At 45.0% G+C, this 21872-nt stretch carries 18 protein-coding genes and 1 pseudogene; 14 read left to right on the top strand and 5 right to left on the bottom strand.

Annotated elements, in window-relative coordinates; translation table 11 throughout:
• Positions 1-94: 94 nt before the first annotated feature.
• From P4S59_RS12220 to deoD, 7 genes and pseudogenes are all read left to right on the top strand, one after another.
• On the top strand, positions 95-292 hold the full coding sequence (locus P4S59_RS12220; RefSeq protein WP_046875042.1) for a DUF5363 family protein: 198 nt from the start codon (positions 95-97) through the stop codon (positions 290-292).
• Positions 279-1050: pseudogene (locus P4S59_RS12215) on the top strand (TatD family hydrolase). Before P4S59_RS12220 ends, P4S59_RS12215 begins: the two are co-directional and overlap by 14 nt.
• A 204-nt stretch (positions 1051-1254) precedes the next feature.
• Entirely contained in the window at positions 1255-2538 is a 1284-nt protein-coding gene (locus tag P4S59_RS12210; RefSeq protein WP_006742377.1) for a NupC/NupG family nucleoside CNT transporter, read from the top strand.
• 581 nt (positions 2539-3119) lie between these two features.
• Complete coding sequence (gene deoC / locus P4S59_RS12205; protein ID WP_006742378.1) at positions 3120-3896, top strand: deoxyribose-phosphate aldolase; 777 nt, start codon at positions 3120-3122, stop codon at positions 3894-3896.
• Between the two features lie 97 nt (positions 3897-3993).
• On the top strand, positions 3994-5322 hold the full coding sequence (gene deoA, locus P4S59_RS12200) for a thymidine phosphorylase (protein ID WP_048625940.1): 1329 nt from the start codon (positions 3994-3996) through the stop codon (positions 5320-5322).
• Positions 5323-5390: 68 nt separating this feature from the next.
• Entirely contained in the window at positions 5391-6611 is a 1221-nt protein-coding gene (locus P4S59_RS12195; RefSeq protein WP_047008941.1) for a phosphopentomutase, read from the top strand.
• Between the two features lie 138 nt (positions 6612-6749).
• Entirely contained in the window at positions 6750-7469 is a 720-nt protein-coding gene (gene deoD / locus P4S59_RS12190; RefSeq protein WP_006742381.1) for a purine-nucleoside phosphorylase, read from the top strand.
• 97 nt (positions 7470-7566) lie between these two features.
• Here deoD and P4S59_RS12185 read toward each other — a convergent pair whose 3' ends face one another.
• Positions 7567-8172: a YtjB family periplasmic protein gene (locus tag P4S59_RS12185; protein ID WP_337168464.1), complete on the bottom strand. Its 606-nt coding sequence runs from the start codon at positions 8170-8172 to the stop codon at positions 7567-7569.
• A 91-nt stretch (positions 8173-8263) separates the two neighbouring features.
• Between P4S59_RS12185 and serB the strand changes: the two genes are divergently transcribed.
• Positions 8264-9244 carry a phosphoserine phosphatase gene (gene serB / locus P4S59_RS12180; RefSeq protein ID WP_046875038.1) on the top strand — a complete coding sequence of 327 codons (981 nt, stop codon included), beginning with the start codon at positions 8264-8266 and terminating at the stop codon, positions 9242-9244.
• A gap of 65 nt (positions 9245-9309) precedes the next feature.
• Here the strand turns inward: serB and P4S59_RS12175 are convergent, their stop codons facing one another.
• Positions 9310-11658, bottom strand: a complete 2349-nt coding sequence (locus P4S59_RS12175) for a PilZ domain-containing protein (RefSeq protein ID WP_145473524.1) — start codon at positions 11656-11658, stop codon at positions 9310-9312.
• 136 nt (positions 11659-11794) lie between these two features.
• Here P4S59_RS12175 and radA point away from each other — a divergent pair, with 136 nt between their 5' ends.
• Positions 11795-13174 (top strand): DNA repair protein RadA, encoded by a 1380-nt coding sequence (radA, locus tag P4S59_RS12170; protein WP_012841458.1) that lies wholly within the window; start codon positions 11795-11797, stop codon positions 13172-13174.
• A gap of 214 nt (positions 13175-13388) precedes the next feature.
• Positions 13389-15479 carry an elongation factor G gene (gene fusA / locus P4S59_RS12165; protein ID WP_337168463.1) on the top strand — a complete coding sequence of 697 codons (2091 nt, stop codon included), beginning with the start codon at positions 13389-13391 and terminating at the stop codon, positions 15477-15479.
• Between the two features lie 118 nt (positions 15480-15597).
• On the opposite strand, the gene P4S59_RS12160 is transcribed toward fusA, so the two are convergent.
• Entirely contained in the window at positions 15598-16548 is a 951-nt protein-coding gene (locus tag P4S59_RS12160; RefSeq protein WP_065645470.1) for a LysR substrate-binding domain-containing protein, read from the bottom strand.
• 98 nt (positions 16549-16646) lie between these two features.
• Here P4S59_RS12160 and P4S59_RS12155 point away from each other — a divergent pair, with 98 nt between their 5' ends.
• On the top strand, positions 16647-16856 hold the full coding sequence (locus tag P4S59_RS12155) for a DUF1127 domain-containing protein (protein ID WP_047008935.1): 210 nt from the start codon (positions 16647-16649) through the stop codon (positions 16854-16856).
• Between the two features lie 68 nt (positions 16857-16924).
• Here P4S59_RS12155 and P4S59_RS12150 read toward each other — a convergent pair whose 3' ends face one another.
• On the bottom strand, positions 16925-18616 hold the full coding sequence (locus tag P4S59_RS12150; RefSeq protein WP_337168651.1) for an AMP-binding protein: 1692 nt from the start codon (positions 18614-18616) through the stop codon (positions 16925-16927).
• Positions 18617-18764: 148 nt separating this feature from the next.
• Positions 18765-19490 carry a helix-turn-helix domain-containing protein gene (locus P4S59_RS12145; RefSeq protein WP_337168462.1) on the bottom strand — a complete coding sequence of 242 codons (726 nt, stop codon included), beginning with the start codon at positions 19488-19490 and terminating at the stop codon, positions 18765-18767.
• 333 nt (positions 19491-19823) lie between these two features.
• On the opposite strand from P4S59_RS12145, the gene P4S59_RS12140 reads away from it, so the two are divergent.
• The 3 genes from P4S59_RS12140 (at position 19824) to P4S59_RS12130 (ending at position 21860) form a co-directional block, all read left to right on the top strand.
• Positions 19824-19997: a Flp family type IVb pilin gene (locus P4S59_RS12140; protein WP_140292279.1), complete on the top strand. Its 174-nt coding sequence runs from the start codon at positions 19824-19826 to the stop codon at positions 19995-19997.
• Positions 19997-20485 carry an A24 family peptidase gene (locus P4S59_RS12135; protein ID WP_337168461.1) on the top strand — a complete coding sequence of 163 codons (489 nt, stop codon included), beginning with the start codon at positions 19997-19999 and terminating at the stop codon, positions 20483-20485. Before P4S59_RS12140 ends, P4S59_RS12135 begins: the two co-directional genes overlap by 1 nt.
• Before the next feature lie 61 nt (positions 20486-20546).
• Entirely contained in the window at positions 20547-21860 is a 1314-nt protein-coding gene (locus tag P4S59_RS12130; RefSeq protein ID WP_337168460.1) for an AAA family ATPase, read from the top strand.
• Positions 21861-21872: the final 12 nt, after the last annotated feature.

Below are 21872 nucleotides of genomic sequence, written 5' to 3'. Positions count from 1 at the left end.
CAAAAAGCGGTTTGGGTAAGCTTTAACGCAAACTAGATTTTAAAACGCCCTTGGCTATAAACTTAGCCAAGGGCGTTTTTTATAAGGATGAGGTATGAACTGGTTTAAACGAGGATTGAAGCGTTACGACGACTGGTGCAAGGAGATGGGGTTAACCCCTGATCAAAAACGCAGCTGCGTTCCGTATCGAAAAGATCCTGCCCATCAAAATGAAGAGAACAGTGAAGCTCTGCTATTTTCTGATTCTCAGTTTGTCGGTACAGATAAAAAGTCTCAAGATGAAGCTCTTTGATACCCATTGTCACTTTGACTTTGATGTATTCCAAGGTGACTTTGCACATCAACTTGAGCTAGCTCAAACGCAAGGCGTGACAAGAATTCTGATTCCTTCAGTGGGACCTCAAAACTGGGCTCGTATTCAAACCTTGGCAGATCAACATGCCAATTTGTATTACGCCCTTGGGTTTCATCCGTATTTTCTTGAAGGTAACGTCGAGCAGCACTTTGCTGAATTGGAACATTATCTAAAAAAATGCTCCCCAGTGCGTGGCAATAGGAGAGTGTGGGCTAGATTTTGCCATTGATGTTGACCCACAGTTGCAAGAAAAGACACTTGAAGTTCAATTTGAACTGGCTAGACGCTTCGAACTCCCAGTTATTTTACATAGCCGAAAAGCGCACAATCGCCTTATTCAAATGGTTAAAGCGGCGAAGCTCCCTCGGGGCGGTGTGCTACATGCTTTCTCTGGGAGTTATCAGCAAGCAATCGAGTGGGTCAAATTAGGTTTTTTTATCGGTGTAGGAGGAACCATCACCTACCCAAGAGCGAAGAAAACGCGCGACGCAATTCAAAAATTACCACTCAAACATCTCGTGATCGAAACAGATGCACCGGATATGCCTATACTTGGATATCAAGGGGAGTCGAATCACCCAGCCAAACTCATTCACGTCTTTAATGAGCTCGTAGAGTTGCATAACGGCTCAAAGCAATCGATTGCCTCTCAGTTATGGAAAAATAGCAATTTTGCTTTCTCGATATGTGAATAAAATCTAAAGATGTGGTTTGAAATAGAAAACGTTTTCCTGCTTATTGTGAATTAACTCACAAAGCTGGCTGAATCAATCATGAATCTTATAGGAAAGTGTGAGGCTGGCATTACTTTAATTGATTCTGCATGAGTATAATTGCTCCCGCTTTATAGCTCCATTTTGTAACACGCCAATAAATAACTTATAAGGAAGTCATAAACTATGAGCCTGTTTATGAGCCTAATCGGTATGGTAGTGCTTCTTGCGATTGCAGTGGCATTTTCTAATAACCGAAAAGCTATCAATCTAAGAACTGTGGGTGGCGCATTCGCTATCCAATTCGCATTAGGTGCATTTGTTCTGTATGTACCTTGGGGCCGTGATCTACTAAACGGTTTCTCTTCAGGTGTTTCTAACGTTATCAACTACGGTAACGATGGTTCATCATTCCTGTTCGGTGGTCTTGTTTCTGACAAGATGTTCGAAGTATTCGGCGGCGGCGGTTTCATCTTCGCATTCCGTGTTCTTCCTACACTGATCTTCTTCTCTGCACTGATTTCAGTTCTTTACTACATTGGCGTTATGCAATGGGTTATCAAGATTCTTGGTGGCGCACTACAAAAAGCGCTGGGCACTTCACGTGCGGAATCAATGTCAGCAGCAGCAAACATTTTCGTAGGTCAAACAGAAGCACCTCTAGTTGTTCGTCCATTCGTTCCAAAAATGACTCAATCAGAGCTATTCGCGGTAATGTGTGGTGGTCTAGCTTCTGTTGCTGGTGGTGTACTCGCGGGCTACGCTTCAATGGGTGTTCCACTAGAGTACCTAGTAGCAGCATCATTCATGGCGGCACCAGGTGGTCTACTATTCGCTAAAATCCTTCACCCAGAGACTGACCAGCCTCACGAAAGTATCGAAGAAGCGATGGACGGCGGCGACGACAAACCAGTAAACGTAATCGACGCAGCAGCGGGCGGTGCGGCTTCTGGTCTACAACTTGCGCTTAACGTAGGTGCAATGCTAATCGCATTCGTTGGTCTAATCGCGCTGATCAACGGTATGCTAGGTGGCATCGGTGGTTGGTTCGGCATGCCAGAACTAACGCTAGAGCTAATCCTAGGTTACGCATTCTCTCCACTAGCATTCCTAATCGGTGTTCCATGGGCTGAAGCAGTAACTGCTGGTTCATTCATCGGTCAGAAAATCGTAGTGAACGAATTCGTTGCTTACTTGAACTTCACACCATACCTAGGTGAAAACGCTCAAGTAATCGCGGCAACTGGTGAAGTAATGTCTGAGAAGACAACAGCTATCATCTCATTCGCACTATGTGGTTTCGCGAACCTTTCTTCTATCGCGATTCTACTTGGTGGTCTAGGTAGCCTTGCACCAAACCGTCGTAGTGACATCGCTCGCATGGGTGTTAAAGCTGTGCTTGCAGGTACGTTGTCTAACCTTATGGCAGCGACAATTGCAGGCTTCTGCTTAAGCCTTGCAGCACTATAATTAGAATCGGTTCTTAATATATAGACGCCGTTTTACATCATGCCCTGTAGCAAGAGATTGCTGCGGGGCATTTTTCGTTTTTCGGGCTCTAAAATCTCACCGGGTGCCGGACTCAGTCTAGGAGTTACGCAGCCGATGGAATAGGGGCTAGGAAATTTTGAGATACAAACCGTTTGCGCTCTATTTGGTGCTACAGTTTTGCGGTGAAACTCTATAATGTATTAATCACAGGATAGTGGTTAAGGTTGATACTTAATCACGTAATGAATATTACATAATCGATGGGCAAATGACTTGCCCAGCAATATCAGATCTAATAGGCGTTTTGCTGTGTGATGTGATATTAAAGACACCGCAATCATAGATTGTTGTGCCATAGGCCAAACTGGTACTGTGCGGTGACAAGGATAGCAATTGGCATATGAAATTTTCGCTGTATATGCCGAGTCTTCAGGGAACCAAGTCCGTTCATTAATAGACTGTTTAGCCATTTACTCACATTGTCTCGACTTGTTGATTATAGTTAGAGACGTGATGTAAGGCTGAGTAGTGAATTTTTTGAATATTGATCGGAGATAGAAATGAGCGATTTAAAAGCAGCAGCGCTACGTGCACTTAAACTTATGGACCTAACTACGTTGAATGACGATGACACTGATGCAAAAGTGATCTCATTATGTCATGACGCGAAAACAGCAGTAGGCAACACAGCTGCAATTTGTATTTACCCTCGCTTTATTCCTATTGCTAAGAAGACACTTCGTGAGCAAGGTACGCCAGAGGTTCGCATTGCAACAGTAACGAACTTCCCACACGGTAACGACGACATCGAAATCGCTGTTGCTGAAACAAAAGCGGCGGTTGCTTACGGTGCAGACGAAGTTGACGTTGTTTTCCCATACCGCGCGCTAATGGCGGGTGATGAGAAAGTAGGCTTCGAACTAGTTAAGCAATGTAAAGAGGCTTGTGGTGACATTCTTCTTAAAGTGATCATCGAAACGGGTGAACTAAAAGAAGAAGCACTAATCAAGAAAGCATCTCAAATCTGTATTGAAGCAGGTGCTGACTTCATTAAAACTTCAACGGGTAAAGTGCCAGTAAACGCAACACCAGAATACGCACGCATGATGCTTGAAGTGATTCGCGACATGGGTGTTGCAGAAACTGTTGGTTTCAAACCAGCAGGTGGTGTGCGCACTGCTGAAGACGCAGCTGCATACCTAGCAATGGCTGACGAAATCCTAGGTGACAACTGGGTTGATGCCCGTCACTACCGTTTCGGTGCGTCTAGCCTGCTAACTAACCTACTAAATACATTAGAAGTGACAGACGAAACTGCTGATCCAGCAGCGTACTAATCCCAATAATATGTCTGAACGGTAGCACCTAAACGGGTGCTACCAAACCTCTTCTATCCTACTTAACCATGGCTCACTGAGAGCATGGGAGGCACTAATGTATTTACCACAAGAAATCATTCGTAAAAAACGTGACGGTGAAGTACTTACCGCAGACGAAATCAACTTCTTTATTCAAGGCGTAGCAAATAACACCGTATCTGAAGGTCAGATCGCGGCGTTTGCTATGACGATTTTCTTCAATGAAATGACCATGGATGAGCGCATCGCCCTAACGTGTGCAATGCGTGATTCGGGCATGGTTATCGACTGGAGCCACATGAACTTTGGTGGCCCAATTGTCGACAAACACTCTACCGGCGGTGTGGGTGACGTAACGTCTTTGATGCTTGGCCCTATGGTGGCAGCATGTGGCGGTTTCGTACCAATGATCTCTGGCCGTGGTCTTGGCCACACAGGCGGTACTCTAGATAAGCTTGAGTCTATTCCTGGCTACAACATCACACCAAGCAACGATGTGTTTGGGCAAGTAACTAAAGACGCTGGTGTGGCGATCATCGGTCAAACCGGTGACCTAGCTCCTGCGGATAAGCGTGTTTACGCGACTCGTGATATTACCGCAACCGTAGACAACATTTCTCTGATCACGGCTTCCATTCTTTCTAAGAAATTGGCGGCGGGTCTGGAGTCGCTAGTGATGGACGTTAAAGTCGGCTCTGGTGCATTCATGCCAACTTACGAAGCGTCTGAAGAGCTAGCAAAATCAATCGTTGCAGTAGCAAACGGTGCGGGTACTAAGACCACTGCAATCCTGACAGACATGAACCAAGTATTGGCCTCTTCGGCAGGTAATGCGGTGGAAGTTCGTGAAGCGGTTCGTTTCCTAACGGGTGAATACCGTAACCCACGCCTACTTGAAGTCACCATGGCTTCTTGTGCAGAAATGCTGGTACTTGGCAAACTGGCTGAGAACACAGAAGACGCACGTGCGAAATTGATGGAAGCACTAGACAACGGCAAAGCAGCAGCATGCTTCGGCAAGATGGTTGCTGGTCTTGGCGGCCCAGCAGACTTCGTAGAAAACTACGATAACTACCTAGAAAAAGCGGAAATTATCAAGCCAGTTTACGCGACGGAAACGGGCATTGTTTCAGCGATGGACACGCGTGCTATTGGCATGGCTGTCGTTGCTATGGGTGGTGGTCGCCGTGTTGCTACTGATGAAATCGACTATGCCGTAGGTTTCGACGAGTTCATCCGCTTGGGTGAAGTTGCAGATAGCGATAAACCTCTTGCCGTTATCCACGCTCGCAGCGAAGAGCAGTGGGAAGAAGCGGCAAAAGCACTGCGCAGTGCAATCAAAGTAGGTGGTGAGTACACACCAACTCCAGAGGTTTACCGCCAAATTCGTGCAGAAGATATTTAATAGAACAAGTAATTACACAAGGCCTACTCAACCATAATAAAAAGCCGAGTGGGCCTAAGGAACGAGCAATGAAAAGAGCATTTATTTTAGTACTAGACTCATTCGGTATTGGTGCAACCGCTGACGCTGAGAAATTTGGTGATGTAGGTTCAGACACACTAGGCCACATCGCAGAACAATGTGAAAAAGGCTTAGCAGATAACGACCAACGTCAAGGCGCACTTCGCCTGCCAAACCTATCCAAACTTGGTTTGGCAATGGCACATAAAGAGTCAACAGGACGCTTTGCACCAGGCCTAGACGCAGATGCAGAAATCATTGGTGCGTACGGTCACGCAGCAGAGCTTTCTTCTGGTAAAGATACGCCGTCTGGTCACTGGGAAATCGCAGGTGTTCCTGTTCTGTTTGACTGGGGTTACTTCACAGACAAAGCAAACAGCTTCCCTAAAGAGCTGACGGATCGCATCCTTGAGCGCGCGGGTCTTGACGGTTTCCTAGGTAACTGCCACGCATCTGGTACTCAAGTTCTTGATGACTTGGGTGAAGAGCACATGAAAACTGGGCAGCCAATCTTCTACACCTCTGCGGACTCTGTATTCCAAATCGCCTGTCACGAAGAGACATTCGGCCTGGATCGTCTACTAGAGCTTTGCCAAATTGCGCGTGAAGAACTAGAAGATTACAACATCGGCCGTGTAATCGCGCGCCCATTCATTGGTCCGGGTAAAGGTCAATTTGAGCGTACGGGTAACCGTCGTGACCTATCTGTAGAGCCACCATCAGCGACTATCTTACAAAAGTTAGTTGATGAGAAGGGCGGTCAGGTTCATTCCATCGGTAAGATTTCAGATATTTATGCAGGTTGTGGGATCACTAAGAAAACCAAAGCAACAGGCATTCCAGCACTATTTGAAGCAACGAAAGAAGCGATCAAAGAAGCGGGTGATAACACCATCGTATTCACTAACTTCGTTGACTTCGATTCAGCTTACGGCCACCGCCGTGATGTAGCGGGTTACGCTGCAGCGCTTGAGTACTTTGATGGTCGCATCAATGAAGTGCTAGAACTGATGGGTGAAGATGACGTGCTTATCCTAACAGCAGACCACGGCTGTGATCCAACATGGCCAGGTACTGACCATACTCGTGAGCACATCCCAGTATTGGTTTACGGTCAAAAAGTGCCAGCAGGCTCTCTTGGCCGCCGCGAAACATTCGCAGACATCGGCCAAACATTGGCGAGCTACTTCGGTACTTCTCCAATGGATTACGGTAAGAATTTCCTATAATTAGGATATTGAAAACTAGGAGCTGAATGCTCCTAGTTTTATGTTTGCAGTATGCAAGTACTGCTTGTCGGAAATGAGAATACTCTGGCTTATATCGCCTTAAGCGCGGAGCGCTAGAGAAAGGTTAAGGAAAAGAAAATGGCAACTCCACATATCAATGCTGAAATGGGTGCATTCGCAGACGTCGTACTGATGCCGGGTGACCCGCTACGTGCAAAATACATCGCAGAAACCTTCCTTGAAGACGTTGTGCAAGTGTGTGATGTGCGTAATATGTTCGGTTACACAGGCACATACAAAGGCCGTAAGATCTCGGTTATGGGCCACGGTATGGGTATCCCATCATGCTCGATTTACGCAACGGAGCTAATTAAAGACTTCGGCGTGAAGAAAATCATCCGTGTTGGTAGCTGTGGCGCAGTAAACGAAGACATCAAAGTGCGTGATGTTGTGATCGGCATGGGCGCGTGTACGGATTCTAAAGTGAACCGTATCCGTTTTAAAGGCCATGACTTTGCAGCAATCGCAGACTACAAAATGGTTCGCGCGGCAGAAGACGCAGCAAAAGCACGTGGCATTGATGTGAAAGTAGGTAACCTGTTTTCAGCGGAGCTTTTCTATACGCCAGATCCAGAAATGTTCGACGTAATGGACAAGTACGGCATTGTTGGTGTTGAAATGGAAGCGGCGGGTATTTACGGCGTAGCGGCAGAATACGGTGCAAAAGCTCTGACAATCTGTACGGTATCAGATCACATCAAAACGGGTGAGCAAACAACTTCTGATGAGCGTCAAACAACATTCAACGACATGATGCTAATCGCACTAGATTCAGTATTGCTAGGCGACGAAGAATAAGCGACAAAGAGTCATCTTAGTTTCTTGACATTAAGAACTAAAAAAACAGCCCGCACAATGCGGGCTGTTTTTGTATTAGATGTCGATTACCGACTGACTATTTGGTTAGCAGTAGGTTTTGCGTTTTTTTACGGCGGATAGGCTGTCTACGTAAAATCATAATGAATAACATGCCGCACACAAAACTCATTAGCACCATCATGTACATGTAGCGATCACTTTTACGATAGTGGTGGTCAGAAATCGCGGTTACACGACCTGTCTCAAAGGTAACGCGAACAAAACCGATGAGTGCTTCATCGGCAAATACTGGTTCAACCAACTGCTGGCGGCCAATGGAAGCTGTTGCCAAGGGCGTGTCTAAGCCTAAAACTTCGCGTACCGATAGCGCGTCTTCACTAGACGCTAAACGTACGCCTTGTGCATCATATATTGTCGCATCAAACACCAAACGGTCTTGTGCTAGCTGGTTTGTCAGCTTAAGTAAGCGTTCTTGATCTTTGGTCAAAATCATTTCACTGGCAGAAAGAGACGCCTGTGAAATCAAAACTTTGGTGAGTGTCTCAAGCTGCTGTGCTTGAATTTTCTCGTTGCCCTTACTGATCACAACACTGTTTTTGATCGTGATAAACAACATCACACACAGTAGGACTAGTGCCAGAATTCTTAGGGCATTCCTTACTGAGAACAAGGATTCACTCATGCTCTTTACTCATCCATTTAAAATAAAACAAAGACTTGCCTTTTTAGTTTGTTGAGGTAACGTTTTAGCAAAGTCATAAGGGATTATATACATGGACGCGTCAAAAAGCTTGCCTATCAGAAAACATACGACACTTTTAAAACGATTACCCGAGACTCGATTTGCCTCCCAACTAGATAAAGCAAAAGCAAACTGGATAGTGTTTGCAGAATACCTTTCGCCACGTCATTTTGAAGACATTGATTTCTTCACAGGTGTCTACAACCCCGTGTTAGAAACGTGGAAAGTTGGCCAATATGAAGTCGCCTTGATGGCAGGAGAGTTGACCCCTCAACACGAAACGATCTTACAAAGCCTCAACTTGGATTACGCCTCGCTTAATGAAGTTCCAGATCTCTCAACCCAAGGTTTGATTGTATTTGACATGGACTCAACGGCAATCCAGATAGAGTGTATTGATGAAATCGCAAAATTGGCCGGAGTCGGGGATGAGGTGGCAGAAGTTACTGAACGTGCGATGCAAGGTGAACTGGATTTTGAGCAAAGCTTGCGTCAACGCGTAGGCAAGCTCAAAGGAGCTGATGAGTCAATTCTTGAACAAGTTCGTTCCCAATTGCCATTTATGCCGGACTTTGAAGCGTTAATCGCAACGTTAAAAGCACTAGGTTGGAAAACAGCGATTGCTTCCGGTGGTTTTACTTACTTCTCGGATTACATCAAAGATAAAGTCGATTTAGATTTTGCTCGCTCTAATCAGTTAGAAATCATTGATGGTAAGCTCACCGGGAACGTACTTGGCGATGTGGTTACCGCGCAGATGAAGTCAGACATCCTGGTGGAATTGGCGGATGAATACGAAATTGAGCAGCACAACACGGTTGCTGTCGGTGATGGCGCTAACGATCTTGTGATGATGTCGGTGGCGGGCTTAGGTATCGCGTACCACGCAAAACCTAAAGTGGAAGCTCAAGCGCAATCTGCGATTCGCTTTGCAGGCTTAGGCGGCGTGCTCTGTATTTTATCTGGTGCCCTGGTGAAGCAGCAAAAGGTCAGCTGGAAAGCAAAACCTTAATTTATCCATTCAAAAAACACCGCCTTTCTGGCGGTGTTTTTCGTTGACTTGGTATGGCTCTAAATTTACTCGGTTAACTCCAATCTAATTACAACTTCTTCCGTAATGTCTTCAAACTCACTGTAACCGACCAAAGCGGTCAGCTCCTTTTCTAATTTGCTCGCTTGATGTACACCAAATTGGGTTAAGTCACTTAAATCTTGTTGCAGCAACGATGTCATCGGATCGAAAATTGGGGCTGTAGATAAGCGAATCACGTAGAAGTCACCCATCATTCGCGCTTTCTTTATAAATTGAATCCGTTCTTTTACGCTGTTGAACTCTTGATGAAGCTTAGACTCAATGCCTGTAATTTTATTGCCGACTTTGGCTGCGCTAATGTAGATATCCTGATGTCTTGCTTGAGCACCTTCTACACGCTTTATCGGCTCTGCGATTAATGTGCTTGTTCGACCTTTAAAGATAGGTTCAAGTGACAACAGTTGATCGTGTCCAAGGCGGGCAAAAAGCTCAATGTGCTTAGGTAGCGGCAAATTCACCCCAATAACGGGGGTTTTGATTGAAGACGACGCAGTTTTACTAATAAAAATGGGTGTGCTCAGAGTTCGAGAGAGCAACATGCTGTGCAGTCTTTCAAGTAACGCATTACTCGGTAGCATTTCTTTTTGCGGGATCAACTTATCTTGATTGTGCTCGATAATGCTGTTGAAAAAGGCGATCACTTTAATGGTGTGGCTGCTTTCATCAATAACTAACTGTACGCTACAGCCATCTGGGCTAACACGAATTACCCGGTATGGCACCGACGTTAAAGGCAGCTTTTTGTCGTAGAGTTGTAACTCTCGGAAGTTGACCTGAACCTCTTGCCCAGAGCGCAACATGGTAGGTTCGTCCAGTTTAATGCCGAGCCCTCGCTTTGAAATATCGACGGTGCTGCCGATCGCTGTGACGGGCCCAGAACGCAGTTCTATTGGGGTCTTAAATCGGTAACGAGGCTCTTTACGACGAGACTTGGCATCAAAATAAATGCCTTTCGGGTTGCCTATAATTCTTCTCGGATGGCGAAATGCATTTAACGTATTTGCGGGTAAGCGCGGCTTTTCAGTGAGCAGATAATCCTGCCCTGATTTTTCGTCAGCAATTTCTTGCAAGATGCCAATGTGAGTCAATGATTGGGACGTTTCAGCTAACTGCGGAGAGAAAGCGGCTAAGTCTTCCTGTTCTTGCTCTGACAGTTCAAATATCGAAATTCTAAACGCGCGCCAACTTTCACGTTTAGCACCTAAATGCCAAAATAGCTGGCGTTGTTCACGAGTGGCCTCAGGACGAAGCATCGAATAGAAATAGGTTCGGTTTTCGTGCTCGTGAGTAAATGAATAAAGGACGTTTGTGGTGCCTTTAACGCCAGGTTTAATGAGTGACGCGACTCGCTTCTCATTAAATAAGGATCCAAACATTTGCTGGTTCCTTTCATCATGCCAGTACTGCCAAAGCTTTTGATTGTTTGGCGTCAACATAGCGAGTTTCAGCTCACTGCCATCAAAGAATAGAGGTAAGCTGCTGGTGTGCTTAAGCGCGATGTGCTCATAACCACGAGTTCGAGCTCGAATGATCTTATCTTGATTATCGTGACGAGCTCTTTTCGCTGCGCTGTTGAGCGCTTCATCGATCACTCGAGTAACGACATTGGTTTCAGTTAAACGTATGGTTCTGAGGTATCGAACTGAGTCATTCTCGTAACAGTCATCAACCGCAAGTATGCGGTACGCCAGCGGTTTCTCTATACCGGCAACCTGAGATTTGCTGGCAAACTCAGTAAACGTGACCTGAATAATCTCCCCAAGGTTATATTTAAACGCACTTGGGACTTTGAACTTTGCGCCAGAGCAGGATAAGTCAATGCTTAACCCATGCAGAAGTTGCCCTTTAGATCGGCAAATCTCGACTTGAGATTGGACTTTCAAGCGCTTTTCTTGGCGCTTTAAGTCATAGCCGAGGTGAACGGGCTCCGCTAAGAAAGGGCTTTTAGGATCCGTTAACGATTGCGTTTTTTGTTGAGTAAGACGTTTGCTCATTACGCGAAAGTTATTCCGTGTGTTGACCAAAGCTTCCCACATTCCCTCAGTGTAGCCGCCAAACTTTTTGATGTTTTTATGGTAAGCGTTGAAAGCAACGTCATCTAACCAATGTGGAATACCATCCAAAATATACTCGCGACATTCACCTTGGACGCGACCGCGCAGATCGATGCTTTTTTTGCACGGAGCCATCAAGCGGTTAAGTTCCATTTTCACTAAGATTTTGGCCGAAGGCGGCTCTTCCTCGGTCAATTGGCCAAGGACAAAGTCAAAGTCATCCGAACCGTAAACGGGAATGAGTCGTTCTGCGATCGAGAGAATTTCAGATTGCTGCATTATTTCTGTTAGAGTATGTCGTTACTTTAAATTGTATCGGCTAAGCGAAGTAAAACTTAAGTATATCAATAGTTCATTTCAGTTAAGGTCTGACTTGGCTGTGCTTAGTCACATTTGTAGAAAAAATCGAGGCATCATGGCGAAAGCAAAACGAGCGTATGTTTGTAATGATTGTGGCGCGGATTTTCCCCGTTGGCAGGGGCAGTGTAACGCATGTGGTTCGTGGAATACGATAACAGAAGTCCGTATCGCTGCATCGCCAACGGTTGCTCGTAATGAACGTTTATCCGGCTACGCGGGCTCCGCAACAGAAGCTACAGTTCAAACGTTATCCGAAATTGATCTGCAGGAAGTGCCACGCTTCACCAGTGGGTTTAAAGAACTTGACCGCGTATTAGGTGGGGGCGTTGTACCCGGCGCCGCTATTTTGATTGGTGGTAACCCTGGCGCTGGTAAATCCACCTTGTTGCTGCAAACCATGTGTAGTTTGTCTGCGCAAATGCCAACGCTCTATGTAACAGGTGAAGAATCGTTGCAGCAGGTGGCGATGCGTGCTTCTCGACTAGGCTTGCCGAAAGATCATTTAAAAATGCTATCGGAAACGAACGTCGACAAAATTTGCCAAATTGCCGAAAAAGAGCAACCTCGCATTATGGTGATTGACTCGATTCAGGTAATGCACGTTTCAGATGTTCAATCGTCACCGGGCAGTGTTGCTCAAGTACGTGAATCTGCAACAGCTCTGACACGATACGCAAAACAGAATAACGTCGCGGTATTTATTGTTGGTCACGTAACAAAAGATGGTACCCTTGCGGGCCCTAAAGTTCTTGAGCACATTATAGACTGTTCAGTGCTGCTTGATGGTGGTACTGATAGCCGCTTTCGCACATTGCGTAGTCATAAAAACCGCTTTGGCGCTGTGAATGAGCTCGGTGTTTTTGCAATGACAGGCCAAGGGTTGAAAGAAGTGAGTAACCCATCCGCGATTTTCCTTTCTCGTGGTGAAGAAGAAACATCTGGTTCTTCTGTTATGGTGGTTTGGGAAGGTACGCGTCCTCTATTAGTAGAGATTCAAGCGTTGGTGGATTACTCGCAATTGGCAAACCCTCGCCGTGTTGCGGTCGGTTTGGAGCAGAACCGCTTATCACTTTTGCTCGCTGTGTTGCATAAGCATGGTGGCTTACAAATGGCAGACCAAGATGTCTTTGTTAATGTGGTTGGCGGTGTTAAGGTGACGGAGACGAGTGCCGATCTTGCGTTAGTTATGGCGCTTTTATCGAGTTTTCGTGACCGTCCACTTCCCAAAGATGTGGTTATTTTTGGTGAGGTCGGGCTTGCAGGCGAAATCCGTCCTGTGCCAAGTGGGCAAGAACGTTTGAATGAAGCGTTCAAACATGGTTTCAAGAAAGCCATTGTGCCTGCAGCCAACATGCCGAAAGGCGGCATTCCTGGCATGCAAATTCACGGCGTTAAGAAATTGTCGGAAGCTATAGAGGCGTTTGACGAGCTGTAATGCTCATAAGAATGGTATTTGTGTAATCACAAACTGTTCTATCCGTCCTCAATAAAATGCGAATAAAGTACATAAATTGCTGTGTTTGACTATGCTTTGGGGACGGAAATTTCACGTTAAAATTTTTTTCTTCCATCCGCACGCAAGGGTATCAGTATTGACAGAATGTGATATACTCTGCGCGCACTTTATACCTTATTAACAGAGTAAGACAATGACTGATTTATCAAAATACAGAAACATTGGTATTTTTGCTCACGTAGACGCGGGTAAAACTACCTCTACAGAGCGTATCCTAAAGCTAACTGGTAAGATCCATAAGATCGGTGATACACACGACGGTTCAACTACAACTGACTTCATGGAGCAGGAAGCTGAACGTGGTATCACAATCCAGTCTGCAGCAACAACTTGTTTCTGGAACGATCACCGTCTAAACATCATCGATACTCCTGGACACGTTGACTTCACTATCGAAGTTTACCGTTCTCTAAAAGTACTTGACGGTGGTATCGGTGTATTCTGTGGTTCTGGTGGTGTTGAGCCTCAGTCAGAAACTAACTGGCGTTACGCTGACGAATCACACGTATCACGTCTGATCTTCGTTAACAAACTAGACCGTATGGGCGCAGATTTCTACAAAGTTGTAGATCAAGTACAAAACGTACTAGGTGCTACACCTCTAGTTATGACTCTACCTATCGGTATCGAAGAAGATTTCGTAGGTGTTGTAGACGTACTAAGCCAACAAGCTTACGTATGGGATGAGTCTGGCCAGCCAGAGAACTACGAAGTTCAAGATATTCCAGCAGACATGGTAGAAAAAGCTGCTGAATACCGTGAAATGCTAATCGAAACTGCTCTAGAGCAAGACGAAGATCTAATGATGGCTTACCTAGAAGAAGGCGAAGAGCCATCTCTAGAAGACATCAAACGTTGTATCCGTAAAGGTACTCGTGATCTAGCATTCTTCCCAACTTACTGTGGTTCAGCGTACAAGAACAAAGGTATCCAACTTATTCTTGACGCGGTAATTGATTACCTACCATCTCCAACAGAAGTTGATCCACAGCCTCTAACTGATTCAGAGACTGGTGAGCCAGCTGGTGAAGTTGCGACTGTATCTGCAGACGAGCCACTACGTGCGCTTGCATTTAAGATCATGGACGACCGTTTTGGTGCTCTAACCTTTATCCGCATCTACTCTGGTAAGATGAAGAAAGGTGACACAGTACTTAACTCTGCAACTGGTAAAACAGAGCGTATCGGCCGTATGGTTGAGATGCACGCAGACGAGCGTAACGAGATCGATTCAGCACAAGCTGGTGACATCATCGCTGTAGTTGGTATGAAGAACGTTCAAACTGGTCACACTCTATGTGATCCTAAGCACGAATGTACTCTTGAGCCAATGATCTTCCCAGATCCAGTAATTTCTATCGCAGTTAAGCCTAAAGATAAAGGCGGTTCTGAGAAGATGGGTATCGCGATCGGTAAAATGGTTGCAGAAGATCCATCATTCCAAGTTGAGACTGATGAAGATTCAGGCGAAACTATCCTGAAAGGTATGGGTGAACTTCACCTAGACATCAAGGTAGATATCCTTAAGCGTACTTACGGCGTTGAGCTAGAAGTTGGTGCTCCACAGGTTGCTTACCGTGAAACTATCACTCAAGCAATCGAAGACAGCTACACGCACAAGAAACAGTCTGGTGGTTCTGGTCAGTTCGGTAAGATCGATTACCGCATCAAACCAGGTGAGCCAAACTCTGGCTTCACGTTCAAGTCAACAGTTGTTGGTGGTAACGTACCTAAAGAATTCTGGCCTGCAGTTGAGAAAGGCTTTGCGTCAATGATGGAGCACGGTGTTCTAGCTGGCTTCCCAACTCTAGACGTTGAAGTTGAACTATTCGACGGTGGTTTCCACGCAGTTGACTCTTCAGCAATCGCTTACGAAATCGCTGCTAAAGGCGCATTCCGTCAGTCTATGCCTAAAGCTGGCGCGCAACTTCTTGAACCAATCATGAAAGTTGACGTGTTCACTCCAGAAGATCACGTTGGTGACGTAATCGGTGACCTTAACCGTCGTCGTGGTATGATCAAAGACCAACAAGCTGCGTCTACTGGCGTACGTATCAAGGGTGATGTACCTCTATCAGAAATGTTTGGTTACATCGGTACTCTACGTACAATGACTTCTGGTCGTGGTCAGTTCTCTATGGAGTTCTCACACTACGCACCATGTCCAGCAAACGTTGCTGAGCAAGTAATTGCTGACGTTAAAGAGCGTAACGCTAAGAAGTAATTCTTAAGTTAACTCTATAACTTGAAAGCCCCGCCTAGTGCGGGGCTTTTTGTATCTAACCGCTTATACACAGCGCGTTTTGGTTTCGCTGATATACGTCTTTGGTGTTGTTTACCGACTATTCTGAAGCTGAGCCAGTATTACTAACATTGAGGTCGATGGTTTTAAAATCTGGTATCACTGACTTTTCAAATGTTTCTATTTCTTCTCTCAACCATTGTGCAAACAATTGGGCTTTAGGTCGCTTTAAGTAGCCTTTTGGAGCGCACAGGTAATACGCAAATTTGGGTTTAATGGCTATATCACCAATTCGGACCAGTTTGCCTGAACGGAAATATTGATGAGCTAAACTGTGTTTGACGAGCGCTACGCCTTGTAGTGATAACGCGGCTTCTAACACTAAGTGTGAGCCACTGTATTTTAAAGCAGGCTTTGCGGCTGAATGACCAAGTCTCGCTAACCACATGTTCCAGTCCAGATCTGGCCATACGTCTTCGATGAGCTCTGCTTTGCTTAAATCTTCAATGCGATAGATTCCGTGCTCTTTCTGATATACCGGGTGACAGGCAGGATAAAAAGCTTCATCCATTAACCATTGTGATTCTAAATTAGGGTATTTTCCTAAACCGTAACGGACACACAAATCGATCTGACTATCTTGAAAAGACACCAAATCATTGGTTGGTTCTAATAGTAAGGCGATATCAGGGTGACGCTGACGAAAAGCCGTAATTTTCGGGACTAACCAATGGTGAGCGAAAGAGGGGAGTGTTGATATCGAAAGGTGGTTAGGATTAGGATCTTGATTAACCAATCTAACCCCTTGCTGCAAATGAGCAAACCCTCTTTCAGCCTGAGTAAACAGCAGCTCTCCCTCAGGTGTGAGCACGATTTTTCTGTGCTGGCGAACAAATAAGTCCGTTCCTAAAAACTCTTCAAGATGACGAATTTGCTGACTAATTGCGGCTGGCGTAACAAACAATTCTTTTGCCGCTGTTTTAAAGCTTCCTTCCTTTGCTGCAACGAAGAAGTAATACAAGCCCTGTAAAGGAGGCATTCGATCTTTCACATTAGTTTTCCTTAACTCAATGGCAGATTCTATCGTTTGAGGATATCAGCGTAGTCGCTGATTATTAAGTGGTCAACATTGTTATAGGAGTTGGTTACATGGAAAACATGACACACACTTGTGAGCGCACTTTATCAGCTGACCATCAGACCGGATTACAGTTAATTTATTCTAAACTTGCTAGTTGGAGAAGAAACTACAAGACACGTCGTCACTTGAGAGAGTTACCAGAACATCTTTGGGACGATATAGGATTAGATGAAAAGGAGATTAATAGTGAAGTGAGGAAGCCTTTTTGGAGAGAGTAGTTTATGAGTTTGATTCAAGCTCAGAATTAAACTGCACTCCCCAATGATATTGAGGAGTGCAGACAAGGCTATAAGTCTTCTTCCCACACAACCAATTCACCTTTCGGCCAGTTGTGACCAATTTCATGATACTTTTGCTCAAGCACATGACGTTTAATTTTGAGTGTTGGCGTCAATACGCCATTTTCAATGCTCCAAGGCTCTTTAATCATTAATACGCCTTTGATTTGCTCATGAGAGGCGAGTTCTTGATTCATTTTTGCAATGACTTTGCGGGTGGTTCGTGCGTACCGCTCTCGATCAAAGTTAGGGAAATCATGTGGCACAACCAAAAGAATCGGGGCTGGTAGCCCTAAACCGATTAGACACATCATCTCTACGCGACTGTATTCGAAAAGTTTTTTCTCGATAGGAACTGGAGAGACAAACTTACCTTTGGCGGTTTTAAAGTTATCTTTTTTACGGCCTTGAATGGTTAGGTAACCATCTGAGTCGATAGAGCCGATATCGCCTGTGTGTAGCCAGCCCTCTGAATCAAAAGACTCTTGGGTGGCAATGTCATTTTTGTAGTAGCCAGAAAATAGCCCTTTGCCACGCACCATGATTTCATCATCGTCAGCGATTTTTAACTCAATACCTGGTCCAGCATTACCGACACTACCAATTTTGTCAGCTCTAAATGGGTAGTTGAGCGTGCTATAGGCAAATGATTCTGTCATCCCCCAAGCTTCAGTAATATTGAGTCCTACAGAGTGGTACCATTCCAGCAGCGCTGGTGATACCGGGGCAGAGCCACAGCCTAATACTCGAGCCTGATCCAACCCCAACCCTTCTGCGAGCTTTTTCTTGATCAGAGAATTGACGAATGGGATTTTCAATAGAATGTTGAGCTTCTTCTGTGGAAGTTTGTCTTGAATACGTTGTTGGAATAGCGTCCATAATCGCGGGACTGAGATAAACAGAGTCGGGCGGTGCATTTTTACATCTTCGATAAAGGTGTCCAATGATTCTGGAAATGCTGTTGGTACACCACCCATGATGGATGAGCCAAAAATGTAGACGCGCTCTGTAATATGAGCCAAAGGTAAGTAAGAAAATAGACGATCATTTTCTTGAATACCGATATGGTTTATCAGTTGTTGTACGGACCAGTTAAACGCTCCGTAGGTCAGCATCGCACCTTTCGGTAACCCTGACGTACCAGAGGTATACACCAAAGACATTAGCTTATCGTCGTAGTGCTGTGGACGCTCTTCACTTGGCATTGCATCGGCAATGAGTGCTTGGTATTCATACTGACATTTTGGTGCAGTATCGTAGGGGAGCGAGATACTAATAAGCTCCGGCATTGCATCAATGACTTGCTGGGTTGCTTTAGGATCATCGAGTTTTCCGCCAATGAGCGCTTTACTTTCACTATGAGTCACACAGTATTCGATGGTGTCCGCGCCGGCGGTAGGAAAGATTGGCACACTGACATAATCGCCAAGCATCATCGCAAGATCGCAAATAAACCACTCTGCACAGTTTTTAGATACTAATGCTACTTTGTCACCAGGCTGTACTCCGAGGTTGCGTAGTGCACTGACGAGTTTTAAGGCTTGATCGGCAACATCAGCGAACGTGTATTCAACAAATTGTCGGTTAATAATTTGTTTTAGATAGACCTCATTTGGGCGCTCTTGAGCCCATCTGAGAATCATTTCATTTGGTGGTGGGAGAGCGCAACCAGCAGCGCTGTTTAGATTCGGCTGATTCATTTTTAGTGACTCCATGTCTTCTCGTTGTATTTATAATTGTTAACGCATTGTTAACTTTAGCATGTTAAATAACGACACGGGAATGCATTTTGATGAAATATGTGGGGAGGATAGCGTTAGTTACCCCTAAAGTCGGTACTAATAGCGCCTAAAACTGTTGCCGATAATTCGCTGGGGACAGGCCTGTTTTTTTCTTAAAAATTCGAGAAAAGTAAGAGACATCTCGGTATCCACACTGATAAGCGATGTAGGCAATTTTCATGGATTCATTTTCAACGAGCATTTTCTTTGCTAATGAAATGCGTTTCGCAGTGACATAATCACGAAAGCACATACCAACTTTGCGATGGAATACTTTGGAAAAGTAGTTCGGTGAGTAGTGACAAAGCGCAGCAGCTTCCTCTTCTCTTAGGTCTTTATGGACGTTATTGGCGATGTAATGAACCACGTCAGAAAAATTCGACTTTCCGCTTCGAGAAAAGAGTTTATCGACCGAAATTTGTTCTTCGTCGACCTTGCTGTGCAAAAAGTATTTCAATTTTATCTGCGATAGCCAAATCGGGAGGGTGAATTCATTCAACGTATAATATTCCGCACAAATATGCTTTGGCGGTAAGTGAGGCTCGATATCGGTTGGATGTATAACGATCAGTTTTTTGTCGAGATTTTCACAGAGCGTGATGACGCCTTTCAGGTGCTCTCGATGATCGCAAGTCATGTAGTAGAAGAAATAGCTGTGTTCTTTATCGCTAAGCACAGAGATATCTTTGCTACAGTCCATAATCTCAAAGCTCTTATCAAACTCACAGCGAAGTGATTCCGGCAGCGAGCAAAGAGTCTCTCCAATCCAATAAGCTTTGGTCAGTCTATCCATATGAATCCCGCTCAGTACGTACTACACCAACGTTAGTATGTATTGAGGTCAGTCGAGCCTCATTCCTTGAGCTTCAGACCTCACCCTTTCGTTTATTAAGCTTAGGCTTATATAGTCATACTGCAAGTGTGAAAGGTGTCACATAGTTGGTGGTGATGTGTCTCGTTATTGATACATTTTGATTCTGAAGCGCAGGTAGGCAAGAAAGTACCAACCTTTGGCAAAAAAGTCCTAACCCCCTAATTCTCGGTGACTAATGTTTAATCATGATTCAGGTGGATATGCACTTGCATCATTAACAAGCGAGAAAATGTTAAACAAGGGGATAAACTTATGGACAACTTTCGCAACCTAATCAAGGACTTCATGGAAGATGAAGAAGGTCTAACACTGCTTGAATACATCTTGGGCGCCGCTCTGATTGTGACAGCTTTCATTTCATCTGGTTTCTGGACTACGTTAGCCGCTAAGTTCACATCAGTAGCATCTGAAATTAAAGCAAAGTAATGCTTAGTGAGTTAGTCATTTGGTCACTGCTGATTGCGATAGGTGTATCAGACGCCCAGAAGCACAGGATTCCTAATAAAGCCGTTTTGTTGCTTCTGGTCGCTGTCACTGCAAACGTATTGTACAGCCCGAGCGTGAGTCTTTTGGAGCATGCGTATGGTGGACTGGTTGCGTTTGCAGTGTGTTTCGCGCTGTATCTGTTCAAAGTAATGGCTGGAGGAGACGTTAAATTACTCGCCGTCATAGGGGCATGGCTGGGTCTGAGTAACCTTGGGGAAGCGTCTACTGGAATAATACTTGCTGGAGGCATCGTGGGCATTTTTTATCTAATGTTACACGTGTCATCGACTAGTGTTGCTCTATCACACCAGATAAAAGGGTATTGCTTAGAAAAAGTAACACCAGGCTTTAGGTCTAATAAGCCGTTAGTCATTCCTTTCGCGCCGATAATCGTAATTGGATTAGCTTATTTCTCCTACACCCATTAAATAATAATAAAAAATGGCATGCAGCATCAGTTGACTAGGCAACTTCAAGAGGGGAAGTGTGATGGGCTCTGTGTATTGGGAAAAACTCGTGCCACAAATAAATCCACCAAAGGTGCCTTCGTCTGTCGAGGGCCTTGGCGTGCCGTCTTCAGTTGTTGAAAACCTAGTGTTGAAACATCTGTCTGCCTATCCCAAATGTGACTTAATCGAATTAACGCAACGGCTTTGTATTGTTTCGAATATTGTCGAGCTTGCTTTGGCGCAGTTAAGAAAGCGAAGTTGGGTAGAAGTTTATCAGCCAGCATCAGACAAGTTGAGTACATCGTATTCCAACGTACGCTACAGTTTAACTGAGCTTGGGCTTGCAGAAGCAGACATTGCGTATAGAAAAGATCCGTATATCGGTCCTGTTCCCGTCTCTTTGGAAGAATATTGGACGGTTGTTGAGGGACAAGATCTTCGCAAGCATCCTATTAATCGCAATGATGTTGAGCGAGCGCTGTCTGACGTGTTTGGTTCGGATCATTTGATACCCGTTTTAGGGCCGGCCATTAACTCGGGTCGTGCTTTGTTGCTGTATGGTCATGCGGGTACCGGTAAAAGTTACGTCGCATCAAGAGTGCTCAATGCAATGAACACTTCGGTATTCATTCCTTATGCCGTATATGCCGATGGCAACATCATCAAAGTGTTCTCAGAGCATCATCACCGTCGTTTAGACAACTCCCATTCTCAGGTTTTCGTTAAGTTGGAAACGCATTACGACAAACGCTGGGTTCTTTGTGAAAGACCAAACATTCAAGTGGGCGGTGAGCTGACATTGGATATGCTTGAGGTAAACCACAGCGAGCATAATCGTGTATGGATTGCGCCACTGCAAATGATGGCTAACAACGGAATCTTGGTGATTGATGACCTTGGTCGTCAGTCAATGCCTGTTGATGCCCTGCTAAACAGATGGATCGTTCCAATGGAGTACTTATTTGACCATCTAGCTTTGCCAAATGGTCAACAAGTCACGGTGCCGTTTATGCTCACTCTGGCATTCTCCTCCAACTTTGCACCAAGCAAAATTGCAGACCCCGCTTTTTTACGTCGTTTGGGTTACAAGATAGAGTTTACACCGCTTGGTTTGACAGATTATCAAGCGCTTTGGGTTTCGCTTGCTAAAGATTACCAAATGACGCTTGTGACTGAGTTTTTCGATACGTTAAGTCAGTTACATCGCGACAATGATGTCGCCAACTACCCTTGTTTACCAAAAGACTTACTCGGTATTAGCCGCGATATTTTGGTGTTCGAAGGGAAAGAGAAGGTCGTCTCATCAGACATTTTAACCCGTGCCTGGGGACTGTACTTCACAGTGGATGAATAGGGAGATCTAAAT

The sequence above is a fragment of the Vibrio sp. M60_M70 genome, assembly GCF_037162085.1.
GTDB classification, from domain to species: domain Bacteria; phylum Pseudomonadota; class Gammaproteobacteria; order Enterobacterales; family Vibrionaceae; genus Vibrio; species Vibrio diabolicus.
The sequence above is the reverse complement of the archived record's forward strand: the minus strand, read 5'-3'. Positions and strand labels throughout refer to the sequence as shown.